Annotated in this window: 16 protein-coding genes and 1 pseudogene; 11 read left to right on the top strand and 6 right to left on the bottom strand. The window is 65.7% G+C overall.

Going from position 1 to position 17,461, the window contains the following annotated elements:
* Positions 1 to 3: 3 nt before the first annotated feature.
* From lptC to ACI1V7_RS18470, 7 genes are all read left to right on the top strand, one after another.
* Positions 4 to 606, top strand: coding sequence for an LPS export ABC transporter periplasmic protein LptC (lptC, locus tag ACI1V7_RS18440; protein WP_404533226.1), 603 nt, complete (start codon positions 4 to 6; stop codon positions 604 to 606).
* A 23-nt stretch (positions 607 to 629) separates the two neighbouring features.
* The gene (gene lptA / locus ACI1V7_RS18445; protein WP_404533227.1) at positions 630 to 1,235 is read left to right on the top strand and encodes a lipopolysaccharide transport periplasmic protein LptA; all 606 of its coding nucleotides are present in this window, start codon (positions 630 to 632) and stop codon (positions 1,233 to 1,235) included.
* Positions 1,235 to 2,029 carry an LPS export ABC transporter ATP-binding protein gene (lptB, locus tag ACI1V7_RS18450; RefSeq protein WP_404533434.1) on the top strand — a complete coding sequence of 265 codons (795 nt, stop codon included), beginning with the start codon at positions 1,235 to 1,237 and terminating at the stop codon, positions 2,027 to 2,029. The genes lptA and lptB overlap by 1 nt, the downstream gene beginning before the upstream one ends.
* A 2-nt stretch (positions 2,030 to 2,031) precedes the next feature.
* On the top strand, positions 2,032 to 3,516 hold the full coding sequence (locus ACI1V7_RS18455; protein ID WP_404533228.1) for an RNA polymerase factor sigma-54: 1,485 nt from the start codon (positions 2,032 to 2,034) through the stop codon (positions 3,514 to 3,516).
* A 118-nt stretch (positions 3,517 to 3,634) separates the two neighbouring features.
* Complete coding sequence (gene hpf / locus ACI1V7_RS18460) at positions 3,635 to 3,997, top strand: ribosome hibernation-promoting factor, HPF/YfiA family (RefSeq protein ID WP_404533229.1); 363 nt, start codon at positions 3,635 to 3,637, stop codon at positions 3,995 to 3,997.
* A gap of 144 nt (positions 3,998 to 4,141) precedes the next feature.
* The gene (locus ACI1V7_RS18465) at positions 4,142 to 5,224 is read left to right on the top strand and encodes an enoyl-CoA hydratase/isomerase family protein (RefSeq protein ID WP_404533230.1); all 1,083 of its coding nucleotides are present in this window, start codon (positions 4,142 to 4,144) and stop codon (positions 5,222 to 5,224) included.
* Positions 5,225 to 5,244: 20 nt separating this feature from the next.
* Positions 5,245 to 6,021 (top strand): APH(3')-II family aminoglycoside O-phosphotransferase, encoded by a 777-nt coding sequence (locus ACI1V7_RS18470; RefSeq protein ID WP_404533231.1) that lies wholly within the window; start codon positions 5,245 to 5,247, stop codon positions 6,019 to 6,021.
* 101 nt (positions 6,022 to 6,122) lie between these two features.
* Here the strand turns inward: ACI1V7_RS18470 and rapZ are convergent, their stop codons facing one another.
* The 6 genes and pseudogenes from rapZ to ilvA form a co-directional block, all read right to left on the bottom strand.
* Positions 6,123 to 6,986 (bottom strand): RNase adapter RapZ, encoded by an 864-nt coding sequence (rapZ, locus tag ACI1V7_RS18475; protein ID WP_404533232.1) that lies wholly within the window; start codon positions 6,984 to 6,986, stop codon positions 6,123 to 6,125.
* Positions 6,987 to 7,001: 15 nt separating this feature from the next.
* Positions 7,002 to 7,673: a hypothetical protein gene (locus tag ACI1V7_RS18480; protein ID WP_404533233.1), complete on the bottom strand. Its 672-nt coding sequence runs from the start codon at positions 7,671 to 7,673 to the stop codon at positions 7,002 to 7,004.
* A gap of 2 nt (positions 7,674 to 7,675) precedes the next feature.
* On the bottom strand, positions 7,676 to 8,611 hold the full coding sequence (hprK, locus tag ACI1V7_RS18485) for an HPr(Ser) kinase/phosphatase (RefSeq protein WP_290415440.1): 936 nt from the start codon (positions 8,609 to 8,611) through the stop codon (positions 7,676 to 7,678).
* Positions 8,612 to 8,624: 13 nt separating this feature from the next.
* On the bottom strand, positions 8,625 to 9,107 hold the full coding sequence (locus ACI1V7_RS18490) for a PTS sugar transporter subunit IIA (RefSeq protein WP_404533234.1): 483 nt from the start codon (positions 9,105 to 9,107) through the stop codon (positions 8,625 to 8,627).
* Positions 9,108 to 9,441: 334 nt separating this feature from the next.
* Positions 9,442 to 10,272, bottom strand: a complete 831-nt coding sequence (gene queF, locus ACI1V7_RS18495; protein WP_404533235.1) for an NADPH-dependent 7-cyano-7-deazaguanine reductase QueF — start codon at positions 10,270 to 10,272, stop codon at positions 9,442 to 9,444.
* Positions 10,273 to 10,463: 191 nt separating this feature from the next.
* A pseudogene (gene ilvA / locus ACI1V7_RS18500) lies at positions 10,464 to 12,119 on the bottom strand (threonine ammonia-lyase, biosynthetic); the annotation flags it as partial.
* A gap of 53 nt (positions 12,120 to 12,172) precedes the next feature.
* On the opposite strand from ilvA, the gene ACI1V7_RS18505 reads away from it, so the two are divergent.
* The 4 genes from ACI1V7_RS18505 to ACI1V7_RS18520 are packed head-to-tail and all read left to right on the top strand — an operon-like array spanning position 12,173 to position 17,363.
* On the top strand, positions 12,173 to 12,676 hold the full coding sequence (locus tag ACI1V7_RS18505; protein WP_404533236.1) for a YqaA family protein: 504 nt from the start codon (positions 12,173 to 12,175) through the stop codon (positions 12,674 to 12,676).
* A 48-nt stretch (positions 12,677 to 12,724) separates the two neighbouring features.
* On the top strand, positions 12,725 to 12,880 hold the full coding sequence (locus tag ACI1V7_RS18510) for a hypothetical protein (protein WP_404533237.1): 156 nt from the start codon (positions 12,725 to 12,727) through the stop codon (positions 12,878 to 12,880).
* 44 nt (positions 12,881 to 12,924) lie between these two features.
* Positions 12,925 to 16,935, top strand: coding sequence for a DUF3683 domain-containing protein (locus tag ACI1V7_RS18515; protein ID WP_404533238.1), 4,011 nt, complete (start codon positions 12,925 to 12,927; stop codon positions 16,933 to 16,935).
* The gene (locus tag ACI1V7_RS18520) at positions 16,932 to 17,363 is read left to right on the top strand and encodes an HIT family protein (RefSeq protein ID WP_404533239.1); all 432 of its coding nucleotides are present in this window, start codon (positions 16,932 to 16,934) and stop codon (positions 17,361 to 17,363) included. The genes ACI1V7_RS18515 and ACI1V7_RS18520 overlap by 4 nt, the downstream gene beginning before the upstream one ends.
* Positions 17,364 to 17,461: the final 98 nt, after the last annotated feature.

Consider the following 17,461-nt stretch of genomic DNA (forward strand, 5'->3'; position numbering starts at 1 on the left):
CCCATGGCACCCGCAACCTACAAACGGACCGCGCACCGCTGGCGCCTGCTGGCGCTGATGCTGACCGCGGTGTTCTTCGCCTTCGGCAGCTTCTGGCTGGTGCAGGTGATGCAGGGCCAGGGCGACGATCCCACCCGCGTCAACGTGGGCGACGACCCGGACTACATCATCGACAACTTCAGCTTCGTGCGCATGTCGGTGGACGGCAAGCCGCGCTACGTGATCTCGGGCGAACGCCTGACGCACCGGCCGTCGACCAACACCTCGGAGATCGAGAACCCGGTCGTGCACAGCCTGGCGGCCGAGAAGCCGCCGATGACGATCACGGCCGACCACGCGCTCGTGAACCAGAACCAGAACCAGATCGACCTGACCGGCAACGTCGACATCCGGCGCCCGGCCAGCGGCACCGGCCAGCCGCTGCACATCCAGACCACGGCGATGACGTTCCTGCCGGACGAAGAGATCGCGAAGACCGACAAGCCGGTCAAGATGACGCTCGGCGGCGCGACGATCGATTCGATCGGCGCCACGGTCAACAACGCGACCCAGCAGGCCCAGCTCGGCCGGGGACGCACCGTCTATCCGCCGCGCCAGCCGCGCTGAAGCCCATTCACCTGAGGACAACCATGAACAAACTACTCGCCGCCGCCATCTGCCTGCTGGTGCCGCTGGCCGCCTCGGCCGAGAAGGCGGACGCGCTCAAGCCGATCACGATCGACTACAAGGACGCCCACGTCGACCAGGTCACGCAGAACTATGTCGCCACCGGCGACGTCGTCATCACGCGCGGCACCATGGTGCTGAAGTCGGACCGCGCCGAGGTCAAGGAAGCGCCGGACGGCTACCGCACCTTCATCCTGACCGCCGCGGCGGGCAAGGTGGCCACCTTCCGCCAGAAGCGCGACGGCGGCCCCGACCTGTGGGCCGAGGGCCAGGCCCAGCGCATCGAATACGACGAGCGCGCCGACCTGATCAAGCTGTTCTCCAAGGCCGAGATCCGCCAGCTCGAAGGCAAGAAGGTCACGCAGGAAATGGATAGCCCGTTCATCTCGTACGACAGCCGCAGGGAAGTGCTGGTGGGCCGCAACGATCCGAGCGGCGCCGACGTGCAGGGCAAGGGCCGCGGCAGCATCACGCTGGCGCCGCGCCGTAACCAGGCAGCCGCGGCGCCCGCCGCCGCCACGCCGGCCGCAGCGCCCGCGGCGAATGTCCCGGCCACGGAGAAGAAGTGATGGAGACGAGCACGGAAAACGCGGCCGTCGCCGGCAATAGCAGTACCGGCGCCGGCGGCAGCACCCTCGTCGTCAAGGGCCTGCAGAAGAGCTACGGCAAGCGCCTCGTCGTGCGCGACGTGTCGCTGCAGGTCGCCTGCGGCGAAGTGGTCGGCCTGCTGGGGCCCAACGGCGCGGGCAAGACGACCTCGTTCTACATGATCGTGGGCCTGGTGCCGTCCGATGCCGGCACCATCGACATCAACGGCGACGACGTCTCGAGCCTGCCGATCCACCGCCGCGCGCTGCTGGGCCTGTCGTACCTGCCGCAGGAAGCGTCGGTGTTCCGCAAGCTGACGGTCGAGGAAAACATCCGCGCCGTGCTGGAACTGCAGCGCGAGAACGGCAAGGCGCTGAGCAAGCAGCGCATCGCCGAGCGCCTCGACGAGCTGCTGAGCGAGCTGCAGATCGAGAAGCTGCGCGAGAGCCCGGCGCTGTCGCTGTCCGGCGGCGAGCGCCGCCGCGTGGAGATCGCGCGCGCGCTGGCGACCAACCCGCGCTTCGTGCTGCTGGACGAGCCGTTCGCCGGCGTCGACCCGATCGCCGTGATCGAGATCCAGCGCATCGTGCGCTTCCTGAAGGAGCGCGGGATCGGCGTGCTGATCACCGACCACAACGTGCGCGAGACGCTCGGCATCTGCGACCGCGCCTACATCATCAACCAGGGCGCAGTGCTCGCATCCGGCCGCCCCGACGACATCATCGCCAACGAATCCGTACGCCGCGTCTATCTGGGTGAACACTTCCGAATGTAGGTATGAAACAGACGCTGCAACTCAAGACTTCACAGCACCTTGCGCTCACGCCGCAGCTGCAGCAATCGATCCGCCTGCTGCAGTTGTCCACGCTGGAGCTGCACCAGGAGATCGAGCAGGTCCTGAGCGACAACCCGCTGCTGGAACGGCTCGACGATCCGCTCGACCGTTCCGTGCGCCTGCTGGCCGACGGCGCCATCAACAGCGCGCCGGCGCCGGCCGAGGCCCCCGCGCAGCAGGGCAGCGGCGAGGAAAACAAGGCCGCCGGCAGCGAAGGTGAAGGCGAGGGCGGCGGCAGCGACGATGCGCACGGCGGCGACGGCGATGCCGACTGGGGCGAGGGCCGCAGCGGCAACAGCGGCAGCGGCGCCGACGACGAGGATGGCCGCCCGCAGCTGGAAGCCAGTCCCGTCACGCTGCGCGAGCACCTGATGGAGCAGGTGCGCCTGTCGTGCTGCGCGCCGCGCGACTGCGCGCTGGTCGAGCTGGTGGTCGATGCGCTGGACGACAACGGCTACCTGGAAGAATCGCTGGACGACATCCACGCGCGCCTGCCGGAAGAGCTGGAGATCGATTTCGACGAGCTGCGCACGGCGCTCTCCCTCGTGCAGAGCCTGGAGCCTGCCGGCGTGGGCGCGCGCAGCGCGGCCGAGTGCCTGGCGCTGCAGATCCGGCGCATGCCGAACGTGCCCCTGGTGACGCGCCGCATGGCGCTGACCATCGTCGAAAAATACCTGACCTGGTTCGCCCAGCGCGAATTCAACAAGCTCAAGAAGGCGCTCGACTGCGACGACGAAGACCTGCGCGAGGCGCAGAGCGTGATCCGCCAGTGCAACCCGCATCCGGGCGCCGCGTTCGCATCGGACGTCTCCGACTTCGTCGTGCCGGACGTGATCGTGCGCCGCGCCAAGGATGGCTGGAGCGTGCAATTGAATCCCGAGGTCATGCCGCGCCTGCGCGTGAACAGCCTGTATGCGCAGGCCCTCAAGGGCGGCAAGTCCGAGACGCAACTGAATGCGCAGCTGCAGGAAGCGAAGTGGCTCATCAAGAACATGCGCCAGCGCTTCGACACGATCCTGCGCGTGGCCCAGGCCATCGTCGAGCGCCAGCGCAATTTTTTCTCCCATGGCGCCGTTGCCATGCGGCCCCTTGTTTTGCGCGAGATAGCTGATACACTAGGTCTACACGAGAGCACAATTTCTCGAGTCACAACTCAGAAATACATGCTGACCCCGCACGGCATGTTCGAGTTGAAGTATTTCTTCGGGAGCCATGTTGCCACCGAGGCGGGAGGAGAAGCATCCTCGACGGCAATCCGGGCTCTCATCGTGCAACTCACAGGAGCAGAAGACCCCAAGAACCCTTTATCCGACAGCAAGATCGCGGACATGTTGGGGGAGCAGGGAATGGTCATCGCGCGGCGCACCGTCGCCAAGTACCGAGAAGCCTTGAAGATCCCGCCCGTCAGCCTCCGCAAATCCTTGTAGCAAGTACTTGTCGTCGTTGGACGAGTCCTTGCGGCCAGTTCGTGTCAAAACGTTGCCACCTGCGCATGAAGCGCGGATGCGCGCGTGGTTGTGGCAGCGCCTCTTCAAAGGAGTGTGTATGAATCTCACCATCAGCGGACATCACCTCGATGTTACCCCGGCCATCCGAGAGTACGTACAGAACAAGCTCGAACGCATTACCCGCCATTTCGATCAAGTGATCGATACCCACGTCATCCTCTGCATCGACAACCTCACCGAGAAGGCCAAACGCCAGAAGGCGGAGATCAACTTGCGCGTCGCCGGCAAGATCCTCCATGTCGCCAGTGCCGCGCACGACTTGTATGCCGCGATCGACATGTTGATGGACCGGCTCGACCGCCAGGTCTTGAAGTACAAGCAGATGATGCAGGACTTCACGCACACGTCACCGAAACGCCTGCCCGACGCGGGCGACGACGCCGAGCCGGCCACGGCTTGATTCCATAACGGCAACGTGAACAAAGGGCGCATCGGCGCCCTTTTTGCTTTGACGGGCGCGCGCATGGCGTGGCGCGCAGGGCGGGCGGCAAGCCGTCCACCCTGCCGCTAGAATAAGGGTCTGATTAGTCGAATAACGAGACACATGACCGAATACGTACTGACCCGCGTCGCCAATGGCACCGGCATCATCACGCTGGACCGCCCCAAAGCCCTGAACTCGCTGTCGCTCGACATGGTGCGCGCGCTGGCGCAGGCCCTGCAGGCCTGGCGCGACGATGCCTCCGTCCACGCCGTCGTCATCCGCAGCAGCAGCGAGAAGGCGCTGTGCGCCGGCGGCGACATCCGGTTCTTCCACGAGGTCGGCCGCGCGACGCCGATGGGCGGCAGCGCGCTGCTCGAGGATTTCTTCACCGAGGAATACGCGCTCAACCACCTGATCCACTTCTATCCGAAGCCCTACGTCGCGCTGATGGACGGCGTCGTGATGGGCGGCGGCATGGGTATCGCCCAGGGCGGTCCCGGCTGCGGCCTGCGCATCGTGACGGAACGGACGAAGATGGCCATGCCCGAGGTGAACATCGGCCTGTTCCCGGACGTGGGCGGCAGCCACTTCCTGTCGCACGCGCCGGGCCGCCTGGGCCACTACCTGGGCCTGACCGGCGCCACCGTCGGCGCCGCCGATGGCCTCTACCTGGGCCTGGCCGACCTGTTCGTGCCGGGCGAGCGCATGGGCGAACTGCTCGCGCTCGTCGAGGCCACGCCGGGCGCGGCGCTGGCCGACGCGATCCGCGCCTTCGCCGCGCCGTTCGCGGATGGGGCGGGCGCCAGCGAACTGCAGGCGCAGCGCGAACGCATCGATGCGCATTTTGGCGCGGACTCGGTGGCCGGCGTGATGGCCGCGCTGGCGGGCGATGCCGATCCGTTCGCGCAGAAGGCCTTGTCGATGATGCGCCAGCGTTCTCCCCTGATGATGTGCGTGACGCGCGAGATGCTGGAGCGCGCCGCGTCGCTGGACGTGGCCGATTGCCTGCGCATGGAACGCGCGCTGGTACGCCGCAACTTCGAGCACGGCGAAGTGCTGGAAGGAGTGCGCGCGCTCGTGATCGACAAGGACAACGACCCGCATTGGAATCCGCCCACATTGGACGAGGTGACGCCAGCGATGGTCGCGCGCTTCTTCGACCCCGTGTGGCCGGACTACGTGCATCCGCTGCGCCATCTCTGACCCTGCACCACGGAGCCCCCATGCCGCCGCGTTTTCCTGCCGTCTGGCAGACCCGCCTGGATGGGTATCGCAGCGTGGACGAGGACGCCGGCTGCTCGGATGCGGACGTGTTCCGCCTCGACGCCGGCGGCCGCCCCACGCTGTTCGTCAAGACCGAGCCAGCGGGGCCGCTGGCCGAGCTGCACGACGAGGCGGCGCGGCTGCGCTGGCTCGCCGGCGCCGGCATCCCGTGCGCGCCCGTCGTCGACATCGTGCAGGAAGGGGGCCGCGACTGGCTGCTGCTGGAAGCCGTGCCGGGCCGCGACCTGCTGGCGTCCGGCGTCAAGCCCGCGGACGGCGTGCGCCTGCTGGCCGCGGCATTGCGGGCCCTGCATGCGCTCGATCCGGCAACGTGCCCGTTCGACCACCGTGCCGCCCAGCGCATCGAACGCGCGCGTGCCCGCATGGAAGCGGGCCTGGTGGATGAGGACGACCTCGACGACGCGCACCGCGGCCTGGCGCCGTCCGCATTGTTCGCGCGCCTGCAGGCGCAGGCGCCGGCAAGCGAAGACCTCGTCGTGGCGCATGGCGACGCCTGCCTGCCGAACCTGGTCGTCCATGCCGCGGGCGTACGCAGCAGCTGGATCGATTGCGGGCGCCTGGGCGTGGCGGACCGCTGGCAGGATCTGGCGCTGGCCACGCGCGATATCGCGGAAGAGTGGGGGGAGGAGTGGGTGGCGCCGTTCCTGCGCGCGTACGGGGTGGAGATGGATGGGGCGAAGTGCGGTTTCTACCGCTTGCTGGACGAGTTCTTTTGATGGTGGCGATGGTGGGCATGTGATGCCCACCCTACCGGATGCTGTGGCGGAACACCGGGGTCAGAGCCCCTTGAAAGCAACACCGGGCTCTGACCCCTCCGTTAAGGCTGCTCGCGGTGCCGCACCACGACACGTTCCGTGTCGGAGAAATAGGCACCGAGGCGTTCGGCCATGTACACGGAGCGGTGCTGGCCGCCCGTGCAGCCGACCGCCACCGTCAGGTAGCTGCGGTTGTCCTTCTTGAACGAGGGCAGCCACTTGGCGATGAATGCGCGGATGTCGGACAGCAGTTCCGTCGCCTGCGGCTGCGCCTCGAGGAAGGCGATCACGGGCGCGTCCTTGCCCGTGAGCGGGCGCAGCGTCAGGTCGTAATACGGGTTCGGCACGGCGCGCACGTCGAACACGAAGTCGGCGTCGAGCGGCACGCCGTGCTTGAACGCGAACGATTCGAAGAACAGCGTCAGCGGCGCGTACTCGACCTCGGCCAGCTCCTTGACCCAGGCGCGCAGCTTGTTGGCCGACAGTTCCGACGTGTCGATCACATGGCCCAGCTTCTCGATGGGCAGCAGGCGTTCGCGTTCTTCCAGGATGCATTCGATCAGCGTGCGGCGCGAGGCCGGGTTCTCGCCCGGGCGCAGTTCGTGCGACAGCGGATGGCTGCGCCGCGTTTCCGAGAAGCGGGCCACCAGCGAATGCGTGCTGGACGTGAGGAAGATCACCTTGACGTGGTGCCCTTCGGCGCGCAGCTGGGCCACCGTGGTCGGCAGCTCCGTCAGCGAACGCGCGCTGCGCGCATCGACGGCCACGGCGACCTTGTTGTCGTCGTCGCCATCGATGGTCTTGACGAGGTGCGGCAGCAGGGCCGGCGGGAGGTTGTCGACGCAATAATAACCTGCGTCCTCGAGGACGTTGAGGGCAACGGATTTACCCGAGCCCGAGATACCGGTGATGAGTAAGATGCGCATGCGGGAATGATAGCATCATGGACGCGGGCATTGCCGCTTCGGCAGCCATTGCCAGCTGCCTTTTGCCTTGATGAGCTTGACCTTCCAGCGCGTCTCCGATGGGCCGACGCACTGGGCCATGGCAGTGAATTCGCCGGTATCGGTCCAGGCCGGCGTATCGAGGGAGGCGGTGAATTCGCTTTCCTTGCCTTCCCGCGGAATGAAACTGTAGCCCGACCAGGACAGGGTGCCATCGACGGCATGAATCTTCCAGCGCGCGCCATCCATGCCATCGGGCTGCTCCGTTGCCAGGTAGGCGCGGCGGTCCGGAGAGAACAGGATGTCGTGTCCGACCCTGCTGGCCTGGCCGCTGGCTTCGTTGACCAGCAAGCCCGTGCCCAGGGTCTCGTCGTCGACCGCGATGAGGATGAAGCCGTCGCGGCGGTCGCAGAACGTGTAATGCACGCCGCTCAAGGGTTCGTCGTGGGGTGGCTTGTCGACGAGGCGCAGCGTGCCGCCGGCGGTGTGCACTGACAGCGCATGCTTGCCGTCGCGCTTGACGACACCGTTCGCGAGACGGGCGATCCGCTTGGCTTCCGCCGGTCCCGGAGCGGCCTGTTCGCACTGGAGATGCAGGGGCGCGGCGTGGACCGCAGGCAGACAGCCGAGCAGGAAGAGCGATAGCAGTGGACGCCAGCCCTTGCGCATCGCTAGTCGCTGCTCATCGCCTGGCGCTGCCGCTCCATGAATTCCTGCAGCGTATCGATGCCGCGCAGCTGCAGGATCGTGTTACGCACGGCGGCTTCCAGCAGCACCGCGATATTGCGGCCGGCCGCGACGGGAATCACGACCTTGCGGATCGGCAGGCCCAGCACGTCCTCGGTCGGGAAGTGGAAGGGCAGGCGCTCGACTTCCTCGTCCAGCGCGCCGCGCTTGACCAAGTGCACAATCAACTTGAGACGCATCTTGCGCCGCACGGCCGTCTCGCCGAAGATCGCCTTGATGTCCAGCAGGCCCAGGCCGCGCACTTCCAGCAGGTTCTGCAGCAGCGGCGGGCAGCGGCCCTCGATCATGTTCGGGGCGATGCGCGAGAACTCGACGGCGTCGTCGGCCACCAGGCCGTGCGAGCGCGAGATCAGTTCCAGGCCCAGTTCGCTCTTGCCGAGGCCCGAGTCGCCCGTGATCAGCACGCCCACGCCCAGCACGTCCATGAACACGCCATGCATGATCACGCGCTGCGCCAGTTTCTTGGACAGGTAGACGCGCAGGAAGTCGATCACCTGGGCGGCCGGCAGGGGCGTCGAGAACAGGGGGATGTTCTTTTCGTCGCAGATGGCGAGGATGTCGGGCGGCGTATCGAGGCCTTGCGCGATGATCAGCGCCGGCGGCTCGCCCGCGATCAATTCTCCGATCACATGGCTGCGCGAGCCCGATTTCAGGCGCTGGTAATAGTTCAGTTCCTGGTGCCCGAACACCTGGATGCGGCCCGGGTGGATCAGGTTCAGGTGGCCCACCTGGTCGGCGGCCGAGACGGCGTCGCCCGAGATCAGGCGCTCGCCGCCGGGAAAGCCCGCGAACCAGCCGAGCTGCAGGGTATCGCGATTGTCGTCGTACAGCCTTTGGATGGTCAGCGGTGTCTGCAGCATGGACGTCTTCGCCTCAGCCCAGCGCCTGCAGGCTGGGTTGCCAGTTGATGATGCGCTCGTGGACCGATTTCGGATCCGGATCGGTGGCCAGCGCGGTGCGCACGGCTTCGTCCGAGAACAGTTCGGCGATTTCGGACAGGATTTCCAGGTGCTGCTGGGTCACGTGGTCCGGGATCAGGAGGAAGAACAGCAGCTTGACGGGCTGGCCGTCGGGCGATTCGAACGGAATCGGCTCGACCAGGCGCACGAAGGCGGCCAGCGGGGCTTTCAGGCTCTTGCTGCCCTTGATGCGGCCGTGCGGCACGGCGACGCCGTGGCCGAGGCCGGTGGAACCGAGGCGCTCGCGCGCGAACAGGTTGTCCGAGACGGTCGAGCGGGCGATGCCGCAATTGTTTTCGAAGATCAGGCCGGCCTGTTCAAAGGCGCGCTTCTTGCTCGAGACTTCCAGGTCGAGCTGAACGTTCTCGAGCGAGAGGATTTTGCTTAGATTAGTCATGACACGCTTCTGTTGCGGTGCGCTGCGGTGCTTGCGAGCGGGAATTATAGGCCTGTTTCCAGGCCATGACATTCGATTTCGCGCCCGATGGGCACCCTGTCGGCTCCCCGCCGGCAACCGTTGGGCCGGGCGCAGGAAGGCGACGTTCGCAGGTGCGCAATTTCCGTTATGAAATCCCGAGTTCGACGCACGAATGATTCGCCCGGGGACCTTATTTTCACGCTTTCTGGCGGAATCTTGTCGTTTCGAGCACGGTGGCGCCAGTCGATAGGCTGTCGCTCGAAACGGACACTAGATGGGGTCTGTCGACGGAAAATCACCCATCCGAGCGTGTTTATTGACGTGCCGTGCGCAGATTCAGTGGCTTGCCGGTACTGAAATTGGCGCGCCAGGGGTTGATGTCGAGGCCGCCGCGCCGCGTATAGCGCGCGTACACGGCCAGCTTGCTCGGTTTGCATTGCCGCAGGATGTCGGTAAAGATGCGCTCGACACATTGCTCGTGGAATTCGTTGTGTTCGCGGAAGCCGATCAGGTAGCGCAGCAGGCTTTCCTGGTCGATCTGCGGACCCGCATAGTGGATTTGCACGCTGGCCCAGTCCGGCTGCCCCGTGACGAGGCAATTCGACTTGAGCAGGTGCGACACGAAGGTTTCCTCGACGGATGCTTCCTCGTGGTTGGCCTTGAGCAGTTCGGGTGCCGGGCTGTAGTTGTCGACCTCGATGTCCAGGCGGTCCAGCAGCAGGCCGTCCAGTTCGCCCATCTTGAGCTTGCCGAAGTCTTCCGGCAGCGTGAGCGCCACGTGCACGGGGGAACCGAAGGCATTCGACAGGTCTTCGCGCAGCAGCGCCAGCAGGGCGTCGCTGTTCGCCAGGCGGGTCTGGTTGAAGGAATTCAGGTACAGCTTGAACGATTTGGATTCGACGATATTCGGCGAATCCGCCGGCGCCGTGATCGTCGCGATCGCCACCTGCGGCTTGCCGCGCATGTTCAGCCACGACAACTCGTAGGCATTCCAGATGTCGACGCCGAAGAAGGGCAACGTACCGGACAGGCCGAGTTCGTCGCGCTTTTGCTGGCGCGGAATCGGGAACAGCAGCTCGGGGGCGTACTGGGTCTGGTAGGCCGAAGTCTTACCGAGGGGCGATTGATCGGGAGTATTGGTCATGGTGTCATCTCGAAGTGCCGGTGTTCCGATGCCGTTCCGGCGGCGGCAAAGCGGCGTATCGTACACCTTTCCGGCATTCCCTGTGGGCCGGGTTCGCCATGGCGCGGTGGACACCGGGGCCAGAGCCCTTTGAACGACAACACCGGGCTCTGACCCCCATGGTGGGCATCACATGCCCATCATGCCTGCGTTCACAGGAACAGCTTGTAGACCGGATTCGCGCTCTCGTCCCAATGCCGGTAGCCGAGCGTGGCCAGGAATTGGCGGAACTCGTCCATCTCCCCGGCCGGCACCTGCAGGCCGACGAGGATGCGGCCGACATCGCCGCCCTGGTTGCGGTAGTGGAACAGCGAGATGTTCCAGTTCGGCGCCATGCTGTCCAGGAAGCGCATCAGCGCGCCCGGGCGCTCCGGGAATTCGAAGCGGTACAGCAACTCGTCGTTGGCCAGCGGGCTCTTGCCGCCGACGAGGTGGCGTACGTGCTGCTTGGCCAGCTCGTCGTGGGTCAGGTCGAGCGTACGGAAGCCGTGCTCCTCGAAGGTGCGCGCGACGGTGCCCGACTCGCTGCGGTTGCCGATCTGGACGCCGACGAAGACGTGGGCTTCGCGCTCGTCGCTGATGCGGTAGATGAATTCCGTCACGTTGCGCGGCCCGACGAGGCTGCAGAAGCGCTTGAAGCTGCCGCGCTGCTCGGGAATCGTCACGGCGAACACGGCTTCGCGCGCCTCGCCCACCTCGGCGCGCTCGGCCACGAAGCGCAGGCGGTCGAAGTTCATGTTGGCGCCGCAGGCCACCGCCACCAGCGTCTCGCTCCTGACCGGCGTGCGCGCCATCTGCGAGCGCTCGATGTAGGCTTTGGCGCCGGCCACGGCCAGCGCGCCGGCCGGTTCCAGGATGCTGCGGGTGTCCTGGAACACGTCCTGAATCGCGGCGCAGATCGCATCGGTATCGACGATGATGATCTCGTCGACGACTTCCTTGGCCAGGCGGAAGGTTTCCTCGCCCACGAGGCGCACGGCGGTGCCGTCCGAGAACAGGCCCACGTCGGGCAGCGTCACGCGCTCGCCGGCCTTCAGGCTCTTCGCCATCGCATCGGAATCGATCGTCTGCACGCCGATGATCCTGATGTCCGGGCGCACCGCCTTCACGTAGGCGCCGATGCCGGACACGAGGCCGCCGCCGCCGATGGCGACGAAGATGGCGTGGATCGGGCCGGAATGCTGGCGCAGGATCTCCATGCCGATCGTGCCCTGGCCGGCGATCACGTCCGGATCGTCGAACGGGTGCACGAAGGTGAGCTTCTGTTCGCGCTCCAGCGTCAACGCGTGGTTGTAGGCGTCGGTATAGGAATCGCCATGCAGCACCACTTCGACGTTGTTGCCGCCGCGCGCCTTGACGGCATTGATCTTGACGGGCGGCGTGGTGGTCGGCATCACCACCAGCGCGCGGCAGCCGAGGCGGCTGGCGGACAGGGCGACGCCCTGGGCGTGGTTGCCGGCCGAGGCGCAAATGACCCCGCGCTTGAGTTGTTCGGATGGCAGGTTCGCCATCTTGTTGTAGGCGCCGCGCAGCTTGAAGCTGAACACGCTCTGCATGTCTTCGCGTTTGAAATAGATCCGGTTGCCCATGCGCTGGGACAGGGTAGGGGCGAATTCGAGCGGCGTCTCTTCCGCCACGTCGTAGACGCGCGCGGTGAGGATTTTTTTAAGGTAGTCGGTAGTCATGGTCGGATACGTAACACTGGATTCCGGGGCGACGCTGGACTGTCCTGTTGGCGGGTAACCGAGGTGTGCAGTGCGGCGGCCGTGGCCGGGATACGGCCTGGACCTACCGTGTCGTGACGATGGGGGTCACCTCATTATAATGGACCCATCCATTCCATTGCCCTCAATCTCTTGCGATGATCGAATCCGCCGTTCTCTGGCTGCTGAAGTTGCTTGCCGCGCCCGCCGTGGGCCTGACGTCGGTCTTCGTCATCGCCTTCGTCTCGGCCACGCTCGTGCCACTCGGCTCCGAGCCGGCCGTGTTCGCCGTCGTGAAGGCCAATCCGGCGATGTTCTGGCCGGCGATCCTCGTCGCCACGGTAGGCAACACGCTGGGCGGCGCCGTCGACTACTGGATCGGCTACCGTGCGAAAGTCGCCTTCGCCAAGGAGCGCAAGTCGCGCTGGTTCCACTGGCTGGCCCGCTACGGCTCCAAGACCATGCTGCTGTCGTGGGTGCCGGGCATCGGCGACCCGCTGTGCACGCTGGCCGGCTGGCTGCACCTGCCGTTCTGGTCGAGCCTCATGTATATGTGCATCGGCAAGTTCGGACGCTACGTGTTCATGACGGCGACGCTGCTGTACGTGCCGGACGGGTGGTGGAAATGGATCGGGGATAGCACGAGCCGGTGGTTCGGTTGAGCGATGGTGGGGTGATTGACGCCGCGGGCATCGATCACGGTGCCCGCCATGCATACGATGACTATTTCTTGTGCAGGCCGTCTTTTCATTGAAAAATATTTCGGATTACCAACAGAAATTTGCACAGCCCGCTATTTTTCCGCCATTTGTGCTTTTCCAGCGTTGCAAAAATTGCCTACTCCCCAGCGTGGTGCAACGCAATAAGCTAGAATGGTCATCCGACAGCGTCCGCATGACAGCCGATTTCCATGAACGCCCCCGCCAATATCCACACCCTGCTCGAAGAAAATTCGCCGGTCCGCCTGCGCGAGATCCCCTATAACTACACGTCGTTTTCCGATCGCGAGATCGTGATCCGCTTGCTGGGCGAGTCGTCGTGGGCGTTGCTCGACGAGCTGCGCGGCGCGCGCCAGACCGGGCGGTCGGCGCGCATGCTGTACGAGGTGCTGGGCGACATCTGGGTCGTGCGCCGCAATCCGTATCTGCAGGACGACCTGCTGGACAATCCGAAGCGCCGCGCCAAGCTGATCGAGGCGCTGCACCACCGCCTGGCGGAAGTCGACAAGCGCCGCATGACGGTCGATGCCGGCGACGGGGGCGATGCAGCCACGGTGGCCGCGCGCAGCAGCGCCGTCGAGAAGCTGCTGGCCGCGGCGCGCAAGGCCGTCGACGACTTCGGCCAGGAGTTCCGCGACACCTACGACCTGCGCAAGCGCGCGACCAAGGTGCTGGGCCAGTACACGGACAAGCGCAACATCCGCTTCGACGGCATGCACCGCACCTCGCACGTGACCGATGCCACCGACTGGCGCGTCGAGTACCCGTTCCTCGTGGTCCTGCCGGACAGCGAGGACGAGATGGCCGGCCTCGTGAAAGGCTGCATCGAGCTCGGGCTAACGATCATCCCGCGCGGCGGCGGCACCGGCTACACGGGCGGCGCGATTCCGCTGTCGCCCATGTCGGCCGTGATCAACACCGAAAAGCTGATTGGAATGGGCGAGGTCGAGATGACCCGCCTGCCCGGCGTGGCGCACGACTACGCGACCATCTACACGGGCGCAGGCGTCGTCACCCAGCGCGTGTCGCAGGCGGCCGAGAAGGCCGGTTTCGTGTTCGCCGTCGACCCGACCTCGGCGCACGCGTCCTGCATCGGCGGGAACATCGCGATGAACGCGGGCGGCAAGAAGGCCGTCCTGTGGGGCACTGCGCTCGACAACCTCGCTTCCTGGCGCATGGTCGACCCGAATGGCGACTGGCTCGACGTCACCCGCGTCGACCACAACCTGGGCAAGATCCACGATGCGCCCGTCGCCTCGTTCAAGCTCGAATGGACGCATCCTTCGACGAAGGGTGCGCCGAAGGGCGAGCCGTTCCGCACGGAGTTCCTGAATATCGAAGGCCGCCGCTTCCGCAAGGAGGGCCTGGGCAAGGACGTCACCGACAAATTCCTGGCCGGCCTGCCGGGCATCCAGAAGGAAGGCACCGATGGCCTGATCACGTCGGCGCGCTGGATCCTGCACAAGATGCCGAAGTACACGCGCACCGTGGCGCTTGAATTCTTCGGCCAGGCGCGCGACGCGATCCCGTCGATCGTCGAGATCAAGGACTACCTGGACAGCCTGCCCAGGAGCGGCAAGCCGGAATTCGCCAGCCTGCGCCTGGCGGGCCTGGAGCACCTGGACGAGCGCTACCTGCGCGCCGTCGGCTATGCGACCAAGTCCAAGCGCGGCGTGCTGCCGAAGATGGCGCTGTTCGGCGACATCGTGGGCGACGACGAGAACGCCGTCGCGCAGGCCGCGTCGGAAGTCGTGCGCCTGGCGAATACCCGCGTGGGCGAGGGTTTCATCGCCGTCAGCCCGGAAGCGCGCAAGAAGTTCTGGCTCGACCGCGCCCGTACCGCCGCCATCGCGCGCCACACCAACGCCTTCAAGATCAACGAGGACGTCGTCATCCCGCTGAACCGCATGGGCGAGTACACGGACGGCATCGAGCGCATCAACGTCGAGCTGTCGATCAAGAACAAGCTGCAGCTGGTCGAGGAACTGCACGCGTACTTCGCGGCCGGCGACCTCGAAACGACCAAGGCCGACGATGCGACGGGCGAGGGCGTGTCGCGCGAGGAAATCCTGGGCGACCGTCCGCAGCAGGCCGACGAGCTGCTGGCGCGCGTGGCCGCGCGCTGGGGCTGGATCATGGCGAACCTGGACCAGCCCTTGCAGGACGTGCGCGGCAAGCTGGCCGAGTTCGGCCTCGATGGCTTGCTGGGAACGTTCGACGAGCGCCTGCAGCGCCAGCCGCAGGCGACGCTGTTCGACGTCGTGCAGGACCATACGGTGCGCGTCTCGTGGAAGAACGACATCCGCGCGCCGCTGCGCCAGATCTTCAACGGCGCGGCCTACAAACCGATCCTGGACGAGGCGAGCGCCATCCACAAGCGCGTGCTGCGCTCGCGCGTGTTCGTCGCCCTGCACATGCACGCGGGCGACGGCAACGTGCACACGAACCTGCCCGTCAACTCGGACGACTACGCGATGCTGCAGGATGCGCACAAGGCCGTCGAGCGCATCATGAAGCTGGCGCGCTCGCTGGACGGCGTCATCTCGGGCGAGCACGGCATCGGCATCACGAAGCTGGAATTCCTGACCGACGACGAGATCCGCGACTTCCGCGACTACAAGCAGCGCGTCGATCCGGAAGGACGCTTCAACAAGGGCAAGCTGCTCAACAGCGCCACCGCCTACGCCGACCTGCGCAATGCCTACACGCCGTCGTTCGGCCTGATGGGCCACGAATCGCTGATCATGCAGCAGAGCGATATCGGCGAGATCGCCAACAGCATCAAGGACTGCCTGCGCTGCGGGAAGTGCAAGCCCGTGTGCACGACGCACGTGCCGCAATCGAACCTGCTGTACTCGCCGCGCGACAAGATCCTGGCCACCTCGGCCCTGATCGAAGCCTTCCTGTACGAGGAGCAGACCCGCCGCGGCGTGTCGATCCGCCACTGGGAAGAGTTCGAGGACGTGTCCGATCACTGCACCGTGTGCCACAAGTGCGTGACGCCGTGCCCCGTCAACATCGACTTCGGCGACGTGTCGATGAACATGCGTAACCTGTTGCGCAAGATGGACAAGCGCACCTTCAAGCCGGCCCAGCGCGCGGGCATGTTCTTCCTGAACGCGACCGATCCGACCACGATCAACGCGACCCGCAAGGCGATGATCGACTGGGGCTACAAGGCCCAGCGCCTGGGCGCGAGCGTGCTGAAGGCCGTGGCCAAGGAACAGACCAAGGCACCGCCGCCGACCACGGGCAAGGCGCCCGTGCGCGAACAGGTGATCCACTTCGTCAACAAGAAAATGCCGGGCAACCTGCCGAAGAAGACGGCGCGCGCGCTGCTGGACATCGAGGACGACAAGGTTATCCCGATCATCCGCAACCCGAAGGTGACGAACGCCGACACGGAGGCCGTGTTCTACTTCCCGGGCTGCGGCTCCGAGCGCCTGTTCTCGCAGGTGGGCCTGGCCACGCAGGCGATGCTGTGGGAAGTGGGCGTGCAGACCGTGCTGCCGCCGGGCTATCTGTGCTGCGGCTATCCGCAGCGCGGCGCGGGCCAGTACGACAAGGCCGACAAGATGATGACGGATAACCGCGTGCTGTTCCACCGCATGGCCAACACGCTGAACTACCTCGACATCAAGACGGTCCTCGTCTCCTGCGGCACCTGCTACGACCAGTTGGCGACCTACGAGTTCGAGAAGATCTTCCCGGGCTGCCGCATCATGGACATCCACGAGTACCTGCTCGAGAAGGGCGTCAAGCTGGAAGGCGTCACCGGCACCCGCTACATGTACCACGACCCCTGCCACACGCCGATGAAGCTGCAGGATTCGATGAAGACAGTGAACGCGCTCGTGCAGACCGCGGACAACGTCAGGATCGAGAAGAACGACCGCTGCTGCGGCGAGTCGGGTACCTTCGCCGTCTCGCGTCCGGACATCGCGACGCAGGTGCGCTTCCGCAAGGAGCAGGAAATGGAGAAGGGCGCCGACAAGCTGCGCGCGGACGGCTTCAAGGGTGACGTCAAGATCCTGACGAGCTGCCCGTCCTGCCTGCAGGGCCTGTCGCGCTACAACGACGACGCGGGCACCACGGCCGACTACATCGTCGTCGAGATCGCGCGCCACCTGCTGGGTGAGAACTGGATGCCGAACTACGTGGCCAACGCCAACAACGGCGGCATCGAGCGGGTGCTGGTATGACGACGGTGGCCGGCTGCGAGCTGTGCGAACTTTCCGCCCCGAAGGTATTCGAGAACGACAAGTTCGCCGTCATCCTCGTCGACGACGCCAACTATCCCGGCTTCGCGCGCGTGATCTGGAAGGACCACGTGCGCGAGGTCAGCGACTTGCCCGATGCCGACCGCCTGCTGCTGAACGACGCCGTTTGGCGGCTGGAGCTGGCCGTGCGCGAGGTGATGCAGCCCTTGAAAGTCAATGTGGCAAGCCTGGGCAACGTCGTGCCGCACCTGCACTGGCACGTGATCCCGCGCTACGCCGACGATGCCCATTTCCCGGCGCCCGTGTGGGCGCAGGCCGTGCGCGAGACGGATGCCGAAGTGTTGCAAGCGCGCAAGGCGTTGCTGCGGGAATTGCAGGCGGCGATCACGCGGCGGTTCGCTAACAGCTAAAATAAAGCCTGACGCTGCACTCAAAACGTCGTCCCTGCGCAGGCAGGGAGCCAATTTTGCCAGCGCAGCCGCAACGCATCTAACTTGGGCCCCTGCCT

The sequence above is a fragment of the Massilia paldalensis genome (genome assembly GCF_044901715.1).
In the GTDB taxonomy this organism is placed as follows: Bacteria; Pseudomonadota; Gammaproteobacteria; order Burkholderiales; family Burkholderiaceae_D; genus Telluria; species Telluria paldalensis.